The sequence below is a fragment of the Sulfurimonas sp. NW7 genome (assembly GCF_051132265.1).
Classification (GTDB): Bacteria; Campylobacterota; Campylobacteria; order Campylobacterales; family Sulfurimonadaceae; genus Sulfurimonas; species Sulfurimonas hydrogeniphila.
The window spans coordinates 2,119,433-2,136,841 of the sequence record NZ_CP093235.1; the positions used below are offsets into that span (position 1 = coordinate 2,119,433).

Here is a 17,409-nt window from a genome sequence, read left to right on the forward strand (position 1 = left end):
CATGGCCAAGAAAGTATTGCTGCTGCATGGCTGGGGAGGAAGCGATTATCCGCACTGGCAAAGCTGGCTTGCGGGAGAGACTGCCAAAGAGTACGGCTGTGTCAATTTTTTAAAGTTTTCAAATTTTGATACGCCAAAACTTGCTGTCTGGATGCAGGAGCTTGAATCTGCTCTTGCAGATTTCAAACCAGATATCGTCATCTGCCACTCGCTCGCAAATACCTTATGGTTTCATCTGTGCAATACAAAAAAAGTACCCGAAATAGAGAAATTGTACCTTGTCGCACCGCCGAGTCTTACATGTAAGATAAAAGAACTTGAGGAATTTTTTCCGGTATCGGCACCGGCTCAGCTGTTTGCAAAAGAGACCCTGCTTATTGCCTCTACAAATGACCCTTATATGAGTCTGGATGAAGCAAAAGAATTGCAGAAAACTTTACATGTAAAGATAAAAATACTCAACAATGCAGGGCATATCAATACAGACAGCGGATATGGAAAATGGGAATGGATGCGCAAAGAGCTGCAAACTGTTTTATAGCTCTCTTACGCGTAAATATCCAACGACTTTGACTGAGAAACACTCGGTTTTACTTCACTCTTCAACGATGTCTCCAAGACCTGTGCTTTTTTTAAAGTTTCATTGCTCGCCTTGAGTAATGAGGATGTATCACTTTGTGATGAAGAGGAATCTTTGAGTGAACTCGGATCCAGTCTTCCAATCTGAACAGGACTCGGATAAGGTGACTGGAATGTATACTGCGCAATATTCATATCGTCCTCCTTAAGCTGTTTTTCCCAATTATAGCACAAAGCATGTAAAAATTTAATAGACAAGAGTGTAAAATACCTTTATGATTCAATTAACAAATATTTCAAAATCTTTTACCACCCAAGAACTTTTTTCAAACCTCAGCCTCAAACTCAACTCCGGCAACCGTCTCGGGCTTGTAGGACGTAACGGCAGCGGGAAATCGACCCTTTTTAAAATAATTACTGGTGAAGAAGATGCTGACGAGGGTGAGATTCTCCTGCCAAAAAACTATCGTATCGGCATACTCAAACAGCATCTGAGCTTTAGCGAAAAAACACTGGGAGAAGAAGCGGCACTCGCTCTTGGCGAAGAGATGCAGTATGATACCTACAGAGTGGAAAAAATCCTTTTCGGACTGGGATTTAGTGCGGATGATTTGAACAAAGACCCGTTCTCTTTCTCTGGCGGTTACCAGATACGCATCAATCTCGCAAAACTTTTGGTCACTGAGCCAAATTTACTGCTTCTGGACGAACCGACAAACTATCTCGATATTGTCTCGCTGCGCTGGTTGCAGACATTTTTAAGAAGTTTTGAGGGAGAGGTTATCCTTATTACCCATGACAGAAATTTCATGGACGGAGTATGCACACATACCGCAGGCATTGTACGAAAAAACATCAGACTTGTCGAGGGAAATACACACAAGTTTTATGCCCAGCTTGCAAGCGATGACGAACTGCACCAGAAACAAAAGCTCTCTCAGGACAGAAAAGTAAAAGAGCTTGAAGAGTTCATCGCCAAAAACAAAGCACGTGCCTCTACGGCCTCGCTTGCACAGTCCAAAGTAAAACAGCTGCAAAAGATGGACAGGCTTGAAGATTTAAACACGGATGCCTCGCTTGCATTTCGATTTAATTACAAAGATACGCCTGCCAAAGTATTGCTTGATGTCAAAAATTTAAGCTTTGGCTACACAGCAGATAAAATACTTTTTAAAGATATCAGCTTCACACTTGCAAAAGGCGAAACCCTGGGCATCATCGGAAAAAACGGCAAAGGGAAATCAACCCTTTTAAACACCATTGCAGGGGAACTCAAACAAAACAGCGGGGAGATTATCTGCAACGCCGCAACTGAAGCTGCCCACTTTGGACAGACAAACATTGCCCATTTAAACCCTGACAATACCGTCATGGATGAAATCTACAATGCCAATGCCAAACTCAGTGAAGCAAAAGTCAGAAGTATCTGCGGGGCGATGCTCTTTAGCGGTGAACACGCCGAGAAAAAAATCTCCCTGCTTTCAGGCGGAGAAAAAAGCCGCGTAATGCTGGGACAGATAATTGCCAAAGATGTCAATCTCCTGCTTTTGGATGAACCGACAAACCACCTTGATATGCAAAGTATTGAAGCCCTTACAAATGCCATCAATGCGTTTGAAGGCTCAAGCATCATTGTGACCCACTCCGAAGAGTTACTGCGCCGTGTATGTGACCGACTCATCATCTTTGCAAAAGATGGCGCTGAATATTTTGACGGCGGGTACGACGACTTTTTAGAAAAAATCGGCTGGGATGAGGAAGAGCAGGAAGAAAAAACGAAAACAGTACCAAAATCAAATCACAAAGAAAACAAAAAACTGCGTGCCGAACTTATACGGGAGCGGAACAAACTTGCTTCCCCGCTCAAGAAAAAAGTCAAAAATCTCGAAAACACAATAATGGAACTTGAAGATACACTTACATGTAAACATGAAGAGCTTATAGAAGCATCCAATGCAGGTGACAGCGCCACGCTCATGGAACTTTCAAAAACTGTTTCGGAGATGGAAAAGCAGGTAGAAGAGATGTTTGAAAAACTTGAAGAAGAACAAACCAAACTTGATACAATTTTAGAAGAGTATACTTTAAAGATAGAAGAAGTAAGCTAAAGTACCCAGACGCTGAATTTTCTGTTTTTGATTTTTCCGTTTTTGAGTTTTTTATGGGCTTCGTCTATCAAAGAATTTTCAATTGCCACATAACTTTGTCTGTCGTACAAATCAATTTTACCAATGCTTTTTCCCTGCAGTCCGGCATCACCTGTTAAGGCTCCGAGTATATCACCGGCACGGATTTTATCCTTTTTGCCGCCTTCTATGACCAAAGTCACGAACTCTGGTTTCATTTCAAAACCCTGCTCTTTTTTAAGCACAGAGACATCTAAAAATTGATGTTTTTCATCATTTTCATATGGTTCAAGCTTTTGTGCCTCATACTCGTTATACAACGTAATTGCAATGCCCTCTGCCCCTGCCCTTGCGGTACGTCCTATACGGTGCGTATATGTTTCTTGAGTATGGGGCAGGTCGTAATTGACAACCATGCTTAGCTCTTTTATGTCAAGCCCGCGGGCTGCCACATCAGTTGCCACCAAAACGGGACAGGATTTGTTGGCAAACTGTACCAGCACATCATTTCTTTCATACTGTTCCAAATCGCCGTGAATTGCCAGTGCGTCTATTTTGTTCCGCACCAAAGACTCTGCAAGCTCTTTTGCTTCAACTTTTGTATTTGTAAAGACGATTACATTTTGCGGTTTATAGGTAGAAAATATACGAATGAGTGTTTCTGTTTTATGCTCTGTTTGATAAAACTCCTGCTTTATTTTATTTTCTATTTCCTGTGCTGTTGTCTTTACATGTAAAGCATTGCTTTGAAGTTTTTTGCTGATTGCTAAAATTTCATCATCATAAGTGGCGGAAAAAAGCAGCGTCTGTCTTTGCTTGGGCACAAAAGAAAGCACAGCATCTATCTCTTCTATAAACCCCATATCAAGCATTCTGTCTGCTTCATCAAAAACAAGAGTCTTGAGATTGCTCAGATCCAGACTCTCTTTTTGCAAGTGCTTTAAAACACGCCCGGGTGTTCCCACGACAACATGTGCCTGATGTGCCAAAGAGCCAAGCTGTCTGCCAAAAGACTCTCCTCCTGTGAGCATCAAAATTTTAATATTATGCTGAAACCGTGCAAGACGGCGCAGCTCTTTGGCAACCTGATCGGCAAGTTCACGGGTCGGGCACAATACCAAAGACTGCACACGAAACTTTTTCACATCCAGATGATGCAACAGTCCTATACCAAAAGCAGCTGTTTTCCCGCTGCCTGTTTTAGCCTGTGCAATAACATCACGTCCTTCCAATACAGCAGGAAGTGCCTGAGCCTGAATGGCAGTCATCTGTGTGTAACCGAGTGATTCTATAGTCTGAAGCATTTTTGGAGAAAGCGGAAGTGTAGTAAAGTTCATTGAGTAGTTTCTTTTTTGTAATTATAGCTAAAATGTCAATTTATAGCCAACACCGTACTCCGTTTTAAGATACTGGGCTTTTGTTCCGGTATCGCCTATTTTTTTACGAATATTTTTTATATGGTTATCCAAAGAACGGTGCGAACTGATAGAGGAGAGGGCATTGACAAGTTTTTCCCTCTGCATAACACTGTTTTTGTTTTTGATAAGCAAGGAGAGGAGTTCAAACTCAATAGTCGTCAGATCAAGCTGTTTTTGTTGAAAATAGACATGATTGTTTTTTATTTCAAAGATTTTTTTTTCGTCTTCTGTTTTAATCGCACTGTTTTTTCCAAGCTGTAGCCATATTCTAGCCTCAAGTTCTTCAAGATCCAAAGGTTTTGTCATATAGTCACTCGCTCCGTATCTAAAAGCCAAAAGTTTTTTCTGTGTATCACTGTAGGCACTTGTCACGATAATCGGCACAGAAGAGTGATTTTTAAGACTTTTCAAGACTTCAAACCCGTCAAAATCAGGCAGATTTATATCAAGCAATACAAGATCAAACGGCTCATTTTTTACTTTTGCCACACCATCAGTCGCCGTAAATACAGCCTCAACAAAAAACCCGCAGTCACTCAAATATTCGAAAATAAGTTCCGAAGAGAGTTCATCATCTTCTACAAGTAATATTTTGCCCTTTTGCATGCGTTATCCCAGTTAAATACAGATTTAACAGATTTTAGTGTAATTTTGCTTAGATTTGTATTTTAAAATTATAAATCTGTTTTAAAGGGTGTTGTTATGATTGAAATCCAAGAAGTCACTAAGTATTCGCAGAGTTTAAAAGTCTTGTATGTTGAGGATGACATTGATGCAAGAGAGATTACAACGATGCTTTTGGAAGATTTTTTCGATACTATCATTGTCGCACAAAACGGGCAGGAGGGCTTGGAAAAATTTCAAAAAGAGTCTATAGATATCATTATTACAGATATAAATATGCCCCACATGAACGGTCTGGAAATGGCAAAAAAAATAAGAGCCATCAACAAAGAAGTCCCTATTATCATACTTTCAGCCCATAATGAAGAGGACTTTTTTCTCCAGAGCATACAAATCGGCATTAACGGTTACCTTTTAAAACCCATTGATATGAAACAGCTCTCCAGTACCATCTTTCAGGTAACACAAAGATACAAATATGCGCTGCAGGCCAAACAGAATCTTCATCTCCTCAAAGAGTATCAAGAAGCAACAAACAACAGCGCTATCGTTTCCAAAACAGATACAGCAGGCATCATCACCTATGTCAATGATGCTTTTTGTGAAATTTCCGGATATACAAAAGAGGAACTTATCGGAAAAAATCACAACATTATACGCCACCCGGACAATCCCAAATCAATTTTTCAAGAAATGTGGGATACCATAAAAAATAAAAAAAAGATTTGGAAAGGCAGCATAAGAAACAGAACGAAAAACGGAAAAAGTTACTATCTTGATGCAACAGTAAAACCGATTCTTGATTTAGAGGGAAACATTCTTGAGTATATTTCATTGCGGCACGATATTACAGACATTATGCATCCGCTCAAACAACTCAAAAACGAACTCAAAAATGCCCATAATCCTTTACTGGTTTATATCAAACTTGAAGACTATGATGATCTTGAGGATTTTTATGATACAAATACGCTCTATATTCTTGAACAAAAAGCGCGAATATATTTACAGAATACTTTTGCAAAAAAATACAGTTTTGACAAAATATATCAATTGCAAAACGGAGAATATGCTTTTATAGTTGATGCCAAAGAACACACCGACAATATAACATTATTTGTACAGGAGTTACAGGCACTGCAACAGCAGGTCCGCGATGATACCATTGCTTTTGAAGATCTTGAGTATGATATTGCAATTTTACTCACTTTCGCCTATGAAAATGACAAACTTTACGAATCGGTAAAACTCGGCATGAAAAAGCTTGTAAAAGAGAAGCAGCGTTTTTTACTTGCCAATAATTTTGCCTCCCAGGAGCAGAGAAAAGCAAAAGAAAATATAAGAACAGTGCATATGATTAAGGATGCCATTCGAAGTTCAAAAATTATTTCTTACTTTCAGCCCATCATCAACAACAACACACAGAAAATAGAAAAATATGAGTCCCTGGTGCGGCTGGTCAAAGAAGACGGTACAGTGCTCTCACCTTACTTTTTTCTGGAAACTGCCAAAAGAAGTAATTATTATCTCAAAATCACGAATATCGTCTTAGAACACTCTTTTACTGTTTTACGCCATTGTGAGGCAGATATCTCCATCAATCTTTCGGCCCTGGATATTGAACTGCTGAGTATGCGCAAAAAAATTCTCTCCCTTTTGCAAAAATACAAAGAGAGTGCCCACAGAATAGTTTTTGAGTTGCTTGAAGACGAACGGATCAAAGACTTTGAAACCGTCAAACAATTCATTGCAGAGATAAAGCAATACGGGGTGAAAATTGCCATTGATGATTTTGGAGCCGGATATTCCAACTTTGAAAGACTTTTGGAGTATCAGCCGGATATTCTCAAGATAGACGGGTGCCTGATACGCGATATAGAAACAAGCACCTACTCCCTTTCTGCAGTAAAAAGTATCGTTACTTTCGCAAAAGAGCAGAAACTGCAAACTGTTGCAGAGTTTATTGAAAATGAAGCTATTTTTCAGATAGTCAAAAAGCTTGGAATTGACTTTTCTCAAGGATACTATTTTGGAAAACCGGAGCCGTTGTTATGAAAAATATTTTAGTAATAGAAGATTCCCGTACCATAAACAATCTCATAAAAAAAGAGCTGACACTTCTTGGTTTTGAGATCTCACAGGCCCATACACTTGCCGAGGCAAAAGAGTTTTTGACGACACTGAAGTTTCAGCTTATCATTTTAGATTTACATCTGCCTGACGGAGAAGGTTCTGAGCTCATAGCCCATATACAGTCTTTGACAAAAACAAAAGTTATTGTCCTGACATCTTCTCAAGATGCAGATCTTCGCGAAGAACTGTTTCAGTACGGTATACTTGATTACATTATCAAAGATACCAATTTTTTATACTCTATTTCTGAAATAGTAAAAATAATTCACACAATCAGTACAAAAAAGAGAGATAAAATTTTGGTAGTCGATGATTCCCGATTTATCTGCAAACAGATCAAAACAGTTCTTGAACCCAGAAACTATACTGTGCACACAGCGATGAAAGCAAAAACAGCCTTTGATAAGCTCAAAAAAGAGGAGTATAATCTTATCATTTTAGATATGGAGCTCCCGGATATCCACGGCCTGGAATTTTTAAAACTTTTACGTAAAGACAGCCGGTTTTTGTCTATTCCCATTATTGTACTTTCGGGAACTTCCACGCCGGATATTATTCGGGATGTATTAAAAAACGGAGCCAATGATTTTCTAAAAAAGCCTTATGTGTTTGAAGAGTTTATCCTCAAAGTCGACCTGTGGATAGATTACTTCAAAAAAGAGAAAGAGTTGGCAGAAGCAAACTTTCAGCTCAAATACACAAATGACAACCTTGAGCGCCTTGTTTATGAAGAAGTTGAAAAAAACAGAAAAAAAGATGAAATTATGTTCACCCAGTCCCGCCATGCCCAAATGGGTGAAATGATAGCCATGATTGCCCACCAGTGGAGACAACCGCTCAATGCTATGGCAACGGCGGCAATCGTACTTGAACTCAAAGCGCAAAATGACAAACTTAATGCAGAAGAAGCAAAAAAAATCTCTGAAAAACTGCAAAACTATATCAACTATTTAAGTCATACTATTGATGACTTTCGAAACTTTTTTAAACCGCAAAAAGAAAAAAGAGTGACAGATTTTGAAAAAATTCTTCGTACTGTCACTGCTTTGGTTCAACACAGTCTCGAACAAAAAAATATACATTTTGAAAAAAAGATTACTGCACCCCAACAGTTTTTGGCCTTTGAAAATGAACTTGTACAGGTTGTGTTAAATATTATAAAAAATGCGCAGGATGCCTTAGTCCAAAACAACATTAGGCATCCGAAAATCACTTTGAAGATTGACAAAAACAGCTTACATATCATCGATAATGCAGGAGGCATTCCTTCACATATACAAGACAAAATTTTTCAGCCCTATTTTTCTACAAAAACCGAAAAAAACGGAACAGGCCTCGGTCTCTATATGTCAAGAATGATTATAGAAAAACACAGCGGAGGAAATCTTTCTGTCAAAAACACAAAAGAGGGTGCCGAATTTATTATAGAAATGCCTGTTTATGAAGGAGAAGAGAATGATACGCAATAGTCTCCTTGTTTTTCTTCTTGCTTTTTTATACTATGCAAGCGGAACACTCAGCCTCAGTCTTTTAAGCGGAAACTCGATTATCAATGTCGGACTTTTTGCAGCAGAAGGCATTGCTTTGGCGTTTGCCCTGTATTTCGGCAAAAAAGTCCTCCCGGGGATTTTTCTTGGACAGTTTTTCTTAGCCCTTGGCAATGAAATCTCATTTGCGGTATCACTCAGTATTGCTCTTATAAATACAGCCGAAGCCTACCTGGCTGTTGTTTTATTTAAAAAATTTCATCTCCGTGTCAGCCTTGAAAAATTTCGTGATATTTTTGGATTGGTTTTGCTGATATTTTTTGTATTGCAGCCTTTGAGTGCTTTACTTTCAAACACCGTACTGCTTATGGCACATTATATTTCTATTGAAAAGTTTTCGCTCTATCTTTTTTCATGGTGGTTTGGCAATGTAATGGGGCAGTTGGTTTTTACACCCTTTTTACTCCTCCTTTTTACAAACTTTCAAAAAATCCAATGGAAAGAATTTTTTCTCTGCTCAGGGCTGTTTGGTGCCTACGTGTATATACTCCAGATAGTATTTGGCATTGAAAACAGTTTTCTTCTTTTGAGCTTAACACTTCCTGTTGTCGCTCTCGCGAGTGCATACAAAGGCTTGGTATACGGAACTTTTTTCAATGTACTTGTAGCTCTCATTGCATCCTATGCGGTTTATCTGGATATTGGGGCGTTTACTCTCAACAACCATATAGACAATGTCATCAACTACAACCTTTTTATTCTGGTCCATGTCTCTGTAATCCTCACCATCGGAATGCTTGTTGAAGAGAGAAAGAGATACACGAAAACACTTGAAGAAACCATTGCCAAAGAAGTAAAAAAAAGCCAAGAACAGCAATTATTTCTCTACCAGCAAAGCAGACTTGCCCAAATGGGAGAAATGATTAGCATGATAGCCCACCAGTGGAGACAACCCCTGAATAATCTTGCCCTCATCAACCAACTGACAATTTCAAAACATGCCAAAGGAAAACTTGATGACAAGGCAATAGAGTATTTTAAAAGCCACTCTAAAAAACAGATAGATTTAATGTCTGACACTATAGATAATTTTAAAAACTTTTTCAAACAGGAAGATCAGATATATGCCTTTTCTCTTAAGGATGCTATCAATGAAGTTTTAAATATTACGGCCGATATTTTTAAGAATGAAGGAATTTTCATTGAATTTAATGCCGCACAGGATTATGAACTCTTTACAAATCCCAATGCCCTGAACCAGGTTCTTTTAAATATTCTCAACAATGCGAAAGATGCCCTGCTGCAAACAACACAAAATGAAAAAAAGATACAGATAACACTTGAAGATACCGGCACAGAGCTACTCATTGCCATACAGGATAATGCCGGGGGAATTGACGAAGCCATAAAAGACAAAATCTTTGACCCTTACTTCTCAACAAAACAGGAAAAAAACGGAACAGGTCTGGGTTTGTATATGGTAAAAATGGTCTTGCAGGAACAGTTACATGCTACAATAGAAGTTTTCAATACCCACGAGGGAGCCAACTTTGTTATCCGTCTGCCAAAAGGAAAAAAATAAATGAACTTAAAGAATTTTACACTTTTGTATGTTGAAGATGACATGCAGGCACAGGAACATATGAAGATGCTTTTAGCGGATGATTTCAAGGCATTTTACCAGGCATTTGACGCAGAAGAGGCTTTAGCTGTCTATAAAGAAAAAAAACCTGATATTATTTTATCAGATATTGTGCTTCCCCACTCAGACGGACTGACACTTTCCAAAGAAATTAAAAAAATCGACAAATGGCAACCGATTGTCATTCTCTCTGCTTTTGATGAAAGAGAAAAACTGCTTGAAGCGATCAATACAGGTATAGACTATTTTATTCCAAAACCGGTTGACATAGAAATGCTCTATGACAGACTCCACGCTATTGCCAGAAATCTTCAAAATGACATAGATGCCAAAAAGGCAAAAGAAAAAGAGCTCGAGGTCTTGTATGCGCTTGCACATTACGACACATTGACACAGGTTGCAAACAGACATCTCTTTAGTGTCAAACTCAATGAAACTGTAAATAAAGCACAACACTCCCATGAAAACTTTACTCTTTTTTTTATTGATTTGGACAATTTTAAAAGTATTAATGATCAATACGGACACTCAGCAGGAGATGCAGTGCTGCAGTCTGTCGCGCAAAATATAAAAAAAGTTATTCGCATCGAAGACACCTTTGCCCGCATAGGAGGTGATGAATTTGCTTTAATTGTAGAAAGTGTGAAAAAGATCTCTGATACAAAGAGTCTTACCGAGAAAATTATACAGGCTGTAAGCACTCCTATAGTATTTCAAAAGTATACATTTCACATTACATGCAGTATAGGCATAGCAGTTTACCCAATACAGGGCAGCTCAAAAGAGGCACTTTTACACAGTGCAGATATGGCAATGTATGCAGCAAAGAAAGAGGCAAAATCTCATTTTAAATTCGGCGATTCTTCTACAGCACCCACAACTCAAGGGCGGAGTTCAGATGTATAAAAAAAGCTATCTCTTTTTCATTGCCTTTGTAATCCTCTTGAGTTTTTTTCTCCTCATGCAGCTTAAAGAGCTCTCAAAACCTCAACAGATAACAACAAAAAATTTCTTAAATCAAAAAGAAAAAACATGGCTGCGTACTTTAAAGAAGCCCCTGACTGTCGGTATTACCAACATTCCAAACCAGGTTATCATATCTCCTGATGGCAAAACTGCCGGTTTTTCTTTGGATCTTTTTCATCTCCTTGAACAGGAGTTGGGTATCTCTTTTAAATACATCTCTTTTCCTACATGGCATGCATTAATGGACGCTGCAAAAAAAGGGAAAATCGATATAGTTTTTGCGGCGCAAAAAACTCAGGAACGTCTGGGGTATCTGGATTTTACAGATGTTATTCTCACACAGCAAAACAAAATCATCACGCAGCGTGACAATTTTTTGGTTTCTGATATTGAGTCACTGCAGGCAAAGAGTGTTGCACTTGTTGACAAAAGTGCAATTTTTGCATACATTCAAAACAAATATCCCTCTATTGTGATAAAACCCTGCGAAACAGAGCTCAAAGCCCTGCAGGCTGTAGCAGCAGGAACAGCAGAGGCAACCATCAGTGAACCTGTGAGAGCGAGCTACTATATGAGTCAGTATAATATTCAAAACCTGCGGGTTGCCGGTGATTTGGACTACCTTTATCAACTTCGTATAGCAAGCCAAAGCAGTCTGCCTGTGCTTAATGTTATTTTAAGTAAAGCGGTGACCAATTTACCCCAACAGGAGTTGCAGTCTCTTTACCTGAAATGGGGCTATATTAAAGACAAAGAGCGTTATTTCGATAAGCAGACACTTATTTATTTAGCCATTGCCTTTGGAATTATTTTACCATTTTCTATTTACCTTTATTTCATAAACCTCTCGCTCGAACACGAAGTAAAAAGAAGAAAAGATGCCCAAGACAAACTACGAGCACTCAATCAAAACCTTCAGCAGCAGGTCAGACAAGAAGTAGAAAAACAGAGAGAACAGGAATTACACATGCTGCAGCAGAACAGACTGGCACAGATGGGGAATATGATGAATATGATTGCGCATCAATGGAAACAACCACTCAATGCACTTTCTATGCTTATGCAAACAGTCAGGCACAAGTACAAACAGTCTAAACTCAATGATGATTTTATTGAGTATTTTGACAAAAATGCAAAAAAACAACTCCAGGAAATGACAAAAGTCACAAACGATTTTATGCACTACTTTCGGCCAAAAGACAAGTTAGAATTTTCTATAGATGAAATTATCACTCACAGTATCAATCTTGTAAAACCGGTATTTCAGGCAAAGAATATCTCCATTACCTATGAAAACAAAAGTACAAAAACACTTACAATGCAAAGTGATATTCTCGGACAGGTGATCATTAATATTTTAAACAATGCCAAAGATGCATTAATTGAAAATAATATTGAAGATAAAAATATATACATTACACTGACACTGCAGCATAATCAGACTGAAATTACAATAGAAGATAACGCAGGAGGTATTCCTCAGGATATTATGAACAAAATTTTTGACCCTTATTTCAGCACAAAAGATGATACAGGAACAGGACTGGGGCTCTATATGAGTAAAATTATCATTGAAAACTACTGTGCGGGCACACTCTGTGTTCGCAATACCGACAAAGGTGCTCTTTTTAGTATTACTGTTTCTTAAGCACAAAGCTATACATAAGAATGGATGCAGCCACACCTACATTAAAACTTTTAATGCCCGCCTGCATCTCTATGCTGACAATTTCATCACAGAGATCCAAAATATCCTGTGCAATTCCCTGACCCTCATGTCCCATCAGAAGTACCCATTTGCCGCTTACATGTAAAGAGGACAAGGGAGTGGAATCCTCGGTAACTTCTGCGGCATAGACTCGGTAACCGGCAGATTTTAAAGCAGCAATCGTCTCAAAAATATCTTTATAGACATGTATGCCCAACCTGTGCGCATAGCCCATAGAGACACGCAGAGCACGCCTGTTAAACGGATGGGGTGAGGATTTTGGCAAAAAATAACTCGTTACGCCAAGTGCGGCAGCACTTCTGGCAATCGAGCCTACATTTTCACTTGAAGTGATATTATCGAGCATGATGATACGCTCACCTGCCCCCTCTAAAGTAATATCCTCAGGACGTATGCCGTGTGCCATGCAGTTATGATGTATCTTATGCCCGACAATCCTGCTCATCTCCTCTTTCGTTGTGAGATAGACTTTGGGAATATTTTTTGATTGGACCAAAGACATAAATTCATCATAATACTCCTGCGTTGCAAGTATACTTTTTATCTCCAAATCACTCTCAAGCAAAAGATTGACGACTTTTGGACTGTCAGCTATAAAACTTCTGTCACTCCGAAAAGCATTCTCTCTGAGTTCTTTGTAAATCTGCAGTTCATCTGTATTAATATTATCAATTTTTATAATCATTTCATTATTTTAGGATAAAATAACTTATGAACATACTTTTAATGGAAGATGACCCTGTTTTGTCCGATATTTTACTGGATTTTTTGCGAGAAGAGTGGCATGTGGATTATGCTTACAATGCGCAGGAAGTCTATGTACATCTTGAAAACTCCAAATATGACCTGTTTATATTTGATATCAATGTGATGGGTCAAGACGGCATAGACCTCCTCAGAGAACTCCGAGCTTTCAGCAACAAAACCCCCACTGTTTTTATCACCGCCTACAGAGATACAAAACACCTGCAGCGTGCTTTTGACGCCGGTGCGCATGATTACATTAAAAAACCTTTTGAACTTGAAGAACTGCATGCCAGAATACTCAGCATCAAAAGAGTTTTCAATATTGAAAATAACAAGTTTATCATCCTGGATGACGAAACTCTATTTTACCCTGTGCAAAAAACAGTACATGCAAACAACAAAAAAATCTCTCTCACTGCCAAAGATACACTGCTCTTATCCTATTTTTTAAAAAACAGATCCCGCCTCATTACCAACGAAGAACTTGTGCAGAATATCTGGAACTTTGATTCGCTGCCCAGTGATGCTACGCTTCGTTCGCACATCAGAACACTCAGAGAAATTATAGGCAAAGAAAAAATAAAAACTGTTCGAGGGGAAGGGTATATTTTTGAATAAAATAACAAAAAAATCCTTCTACTCTTTTCTCTCTCTTTATCTTCTCAGCTCTTTTATGTTTTTGTCTTTGGCGGCTTACTGGTTTTACACATCTCAGGTAGCCATGGAAAAAAATGCCAATTTTTACAAAATGAACCACATCGCTGACATTGTCAGTGCCAAAGTCATTGATGCCCATATGCACCATAAAAAATTCAAACTTGATGCGTTTCAAAAAGAAGCTATCGCCCTTTTTGATGCACAAAAACACCTGTTATACGGGAGAGTTGTCCAAGCAGTTGATTTTTCAAAAGATTTTTACATGAAAGATGATATTTTCACTCTCATCACCCAAAGGACAGCCGGACATTTACATGTAAAGTACATTGTTGTACAAAGTGACGAGTGTGTAAAAAATATAGAAGTGATAAAAAACAAGATTGCCTATGCTGTCATTATTACAGCTTTTCTCATCATTGTCATCGCCGTCTTTTTATCCTATATTTTTCTCAAACCGCTCAAAGACAAAATGCAGGAGATAGAGGATTTCGTCAAAGACACAACCCATGAATTAAATACACCCATTACAGCAATTATGATGAGTACTTCAAGATTAAAAGCAAAAAAGGAGTATGATGAAAAAACGGTCAAGAACATCTCCATCAGTACAAAACAGCTTTATGACATATATGCATCACTCAGCTTTTTAAGTTTTGACAATGAGAGTGAAGAGGCCGTTTCTCTTCTGTTTGATGAAATTATCAAAGAAGATATTGCTTATTTCAGTGAACTTGTGGAGAAAAAAAATATTACTGTCCAAACCGATTTGCAAAACTGTCCGCTTAAAATAGCACCGACAAAAGCAAAAATGATTATAAACAACCTGCTTGGCAATGCCATAAAATATTCTCATCCCAACACAAAGATAAAAATCACAACCACACACAACTCTTTTGTCATTCAAGATGAAGGCATCGGTATCAAACAAGAAAAACTGCAGCAAATTTTTACCCGTTTTGTACGGGCAAATTCCTATGCCGGCGGATTTGGAGTCGGTTTAAATATTGTCCAGAGTATCATAGAAGAGTATAACTTTCAAATAAACATAGAGTCCAAAGAAAATCTAGGAACCAAAATTACACTTACATTTGTTTAATCTCTCAAATTTTCCTGCGGTTTGCAAAAGTAGTACCCCTGTGAATAGTCAACACCCATTTGATGCAATGTTTCATATGTCTCTTCATCTTTAACAAACTCTGCTATTGTCTTGATCTGCATTTTTTTTGCAAAATGCAAAATACTTTCCAGGGTTGCCATTTCAGCACCACCCTGATGCATATTCAAAACCAGAGAACCGTCAATCTTTATAAAATCTATATCAAGTTTTCCAAGATATGAAAAATTTGAATATCCTGTTCCAAAATCATCAATAGCAATTTTACATCCATACATTTTTGCTTTTTTTATAAAATTTGAGACCTCATCAAAATTTTCTATCCCCTCGGATTCCACAATCTCTACAGTTACCCGCTCTCCACATGCATACTTCTGCAGATTCTCCACCAAAGTCTGCACAACCTCTTGTGATTCTATATCTTCAAGTGTAAAATTGATTGCAAATGAGCACTTTGAATCAGCAAATTTTTGGAATACTTTTTCAAGCATAATCTTTGTCAATTGCGTATAGAGTTTGGCTTTTTTGGCATGTTCCAAAAAAAAGACAGGAGAAATAATCTTCCCGTCTTTTTCCTGTAAGCGGATAAGCGCTTCATATTTAACAATCTCTTGTGTTTTGTTATCTACAATACCCTGATAGTATGGGACAAACCTGTCATTGTCAATCGCATTTTTAATCTTTGTTATTATTTCAAGATTTTCTTTGATACGGTTTTGCAGATCCGGATTTTCATTAAAAAATGTCACTTTTTTGTTTGTTCTTTTGTTGTCTTTTAAGGCAATATGGGAGAATTTGTAAATATCTTTCTTTTTTCCATAGGAGACGCCGCAAGAGAGAAACAGTGAGATGTTCATCCCTTCAAAAGAGTAGCTGCTGTTTTGAAGGGTATCCAGAATTGCTGTAATTGCCTGCTTCGCCGTATTGTTTAATGTATGCTCACACAAGATTGCAAATTCATCACCACTTATTCTGTAGACTTTTTTATGGGCCTGCAACAGAGTCTGTGAAAAACTTTTTAGCACCTCATCTCCGACTTCATATCCAAAATAATCATTAATATCTGAAAACCTGTCTATATTGATAAGAACCAAAGAGGCTTTATTCTCTCCGTTTAGCTTTAAATCGTGTAACAATGCCGTTCTGTTTTGCAAACCGGTAAGTTCGTCCATAAACTGATTTTTAATGATTTCATCTTTGTGCACAAGGTCCGTCACATCAATTCTAGCAGCGATATATTCTATAATTTTATCATAGGAGTTCAAAATAGGGGCAATAGTTGACTTTACATAATAGGCCTCTCCGTTCTTTTTTCTGTTTTTAAGCGTACCTTGCCATATTTTTTTATTTTTTATCGTATCCCACATATGTTGATAGATATGTTCCGGGTTGTCAGGATGTTTGATAATGCGATGATTTTTCCCGATCAGTTCATCTTTGGAGTAACCGGAAGCTTCACAAAATTTGTCATTCACATAGGTTATAATGCCATTGACATCCGTTTTGGAGACAATACTGTTATGATCCAAAATCATCTTATACTGCTTGAGTTTCTGAATTTCATCATGATATGGCAAGCTCAAATATTCACTCCTCTTTCATCAACTCTAAACCAACCTGCAATAGAGTATCTCTCTTTCTTGGAAACCAGAACTTCATGAGGAAACTCTTCGCTCAAAAATACAACCAGAGTATTTATAAGAGGCGTAACTGTTTGCATTTGTCTATCATTTTTGTCATACATGACCAGTTCTCCTCCATTTTGAGACGTATACTCTTCGTTAAGATAATAGACAGTCGTAACAACACGGTTTTTTGTACCGCCAAAAGCATCAAGATGTTTTTCGTAAAAATCACCTGCCTGGTATAAAGCAAAATGTGCCTCATAGTATTTAATCCCAAGATAAAGCTGCCGGTTCAAATAATTTTGAAGTCCGTTCATAAAATCCAGGTACCTGGCAGTTGGCTCATTTTCTGCATCTATCCAGTATATTTTATCTTTTCTGCGATTTGTATTGATCGTAGAGTGATGGGAAATTCCCGCCTGTTTGTATTGTCTGATATTTTGTGACATCTGTAAAAGTTGCTTTGCAAGTGCAGGTTCAAACACATTTTCTAAAATAATATAGCCGTTGTCGACCAGGGCATCTGTTATTTTTGAGTAAAGCTTTTTATACATGAAGGTAT

At 38.0% G+C, this 17,409-nt stretch carries 15 protein-coding genes; 9 read left to right on the top strand and 6 right to left on the bottom strand.

Annotated elements, in window-relative coordinates:
- Position 1: 1 nt before the first annotated feature.
- A complete protein-coding gene (locus MLC35_RS11095; RefSeq protein WP_434637024.1) occupies positions 2–541 on the top strand; it encodes an RBBP9/YdeN family alpha/beta hydrolase in 540 nt (179 codons plus the stop codon).
- A 5-nt stretch (positions 542–546) separates the two neighbouring features.
- On the opposite strand, the gene MLC35_RS11100 is transcribed toward MLC35_RS11095, so the two are convergent.
- Positions 547–774 (bottom strand): hypothetical protein, encoded by a 228-nt coding sequence (locus MLC35_RS11100; RefSeq protein ID WP_346389801.1) that lies wholly within the window; start codon positions 772–774, stop codon positions 547–549.
- 80 nt (positions 775–854) lie between these two features.
- On the opposite strand from MLC35_RS11100, the gene MLC35_RS11105 reads away from it, so the two are divergent.
- Positions 855–2,687, top strand: coding sequence for an ABC-F family ATP-binding cassette domain-containing protein (locus MLC35_RS11105; RefSeq protein WP_434637026.1), 1,833 nt, complete (start codon positions 855–857; stop codon positions 2,685–2,687).
- Here the strand turns inward: MLC35_RS11105 and dbpA are convergent.
- Together dbpA and MLC35_RS11115 are read right to left on the bottom strand one after the other, a co-directional pair.
- Positions 2,684–4,042: an ATP-dependent RNA helicase DbpA gene (dbpA, locus tag MLC35_RS11110; protein WP_151899326.1), complete on the bottom strand. Its 1,359-nt coding sequence runs from the start codon at positions 4,040–4,042 to the stop codon at positions 2,684–2,686. The genes MLC35_RS11105 and dbpA overlap by 4 nt on opposite strands.
- A gap of 27 nt (positions 4,043–4,069) precedes the next feature.
- Positions 4,070–4,729 carry a response regulator transcription factor gene (locus MLC35_RS11115; protein ID WP_151899325.1) on the bottom strand — a complete coding sequence of 220 codons (660 nt, stop codon included), beginning with the start codon at positions 4,727–4,729 and terminating at the stop codon, positions 4,070–4,072.
- Positions 4,730–4,825: 96 nt separating this feature from the next.
- On the opposite strand from MLC35_RS11115, the gene MLC35_RS11120 reads away from it, so the two are divergent.
- The 5 genes from MLC35_RS11120 to MLC35_RS11140 are packed head-to-tail and all read left to right on the top strand — an operon-like array spanning position 4,826 to position 12,623.
- Entirely contained in the window at positions 4,826–6,802 is a 1,977-nt protein-coding gene (locus tag MLC35_RS11120; protein WP_434637028.1) for an EAL domain-containing response regulator, read from the top strand.
- Positions 6,799–8,349, top strand: a complete 1,551-nt coding sequence (locus MLC35_RS11125) for a hybrid sensor histidine kinase/response regulator (RefSeq protein WP_418640794.1) — start codon at positions 6,799–6,801, stop codon at positions 8,347–8,349. Before MLC35_RS11120 ends, MLC35_RS11125 begins: the two co-directional genes overlap by 4 nt.
- Positions 8,336–9,949, top strand: coding sequence for an ATP-binding protein (locus MLC35_RS11130; protein WP_418640795.1), 1,614 nt, complete (start codon positions 8,336–8,338; stop codon positions 9,947–9,949). The genes MLC35_RS11125 and MLC35_RS11130 overlap by 14 nt, the downstream gene beginning before the upstream one ends.
- Positions 9,950–10,915 carry a two-component system response regulator gene (locus MLC35_RS11135; protein WP_418640796.1) on the top strand — a complete coding sequence of 322 codons (966 nt, stop codon included), beginning with the start codon at positions 9,950–9,952 and terminating at the stop codon, positions 10,913–10,915.
- A complete protein-coding gene (locus MLC35_RS11140; protein ID WP_434637031.1) occupies positions 10,908–12,623 on the top strand; it encodes an ATP-binding protein in 1,716 nt (571 codons plus the stop codon). Before MLC35_RS11135 ends, MLC35_RS11140 begins: the two co-directional genes overlap by 8 nt.
- Here MLC35_RS11140 and MLC35_RS11145 read toward each other — a convergent pair.
- Positions 12,610–13,389, bottom strand: coding sequence for a TrmH family RNA methyltransferase (locus MLC35_RS11145; RefSeq protein WP_346389809.1), 780 nt, complete (start codon positions 13,387–13,389; stop codon positions 12,610–12,612). The two genes, MLC35_RS11140 and MLC35_RS11145, sit on opposite strands and share 14 nt — an antisense overlap.
- 26 nt (positions 13,390–13,415) lie before the next feature.
- Here MLC35_RS11145 and MLC35_RS11150 point away from each other — a divergent pair, with 26 nt between their 5' ends.
- Entirely contained in the window at positions 13,416–14,069 is a 654-nt protein-coding gene (locus MLC35_RS11150; RefSeq protein ID WP_151899318.1) for a response regulator transcription factor, read from the top strand.
- Positions 14,062–15,204, top strand: a complete 1,143-nt coding sequence (locus MLC35_RS11155) for a sensor histidine kinase (protein WP_418640800.1) — start codon at positions 14,062–14,064, stop codon at positions 15,202–15,204. The genes MLC35_RS11150 and MLC35_RS11155 overlap by 8 nt, the downstream gene beginning before the upstream one ends.
- Here MLC35_RS11155 and MLC35_RS11160 read toward each other — a convergent pair.
- Positions 15,201–16,805, bottom strand: coding sequence for an EAL domain-containing protein (locus tag MLC35_RS11160; RefSeq protein WP_434580604.1), 1,605 nt, complete (start codon positions 16,803–16,805; stop codon positions 15,201–15,203). The genes MLC35_RS11155 and MLC35_RS11160 overlap by 4 nt on opposite strands.
- Positions 16,802–17,401 (bottom strand): 2OG-Fe(II) oxygenase, encoded by a 600-nt coding sequence (locus tag MLC35_RS11165; RefSeq protein ID WP_434637034.1) that lies wholly within the window; start codon positions 17,399–17,401, stop codon positions 16,802–16,804. Before MLC35_RS11165 ends, MLC35_RS11160 begins: the two co-directional genes overlap by 4 nt.
- Positions 17,402–17,409 lie beyond the last annotated feature (8 nt).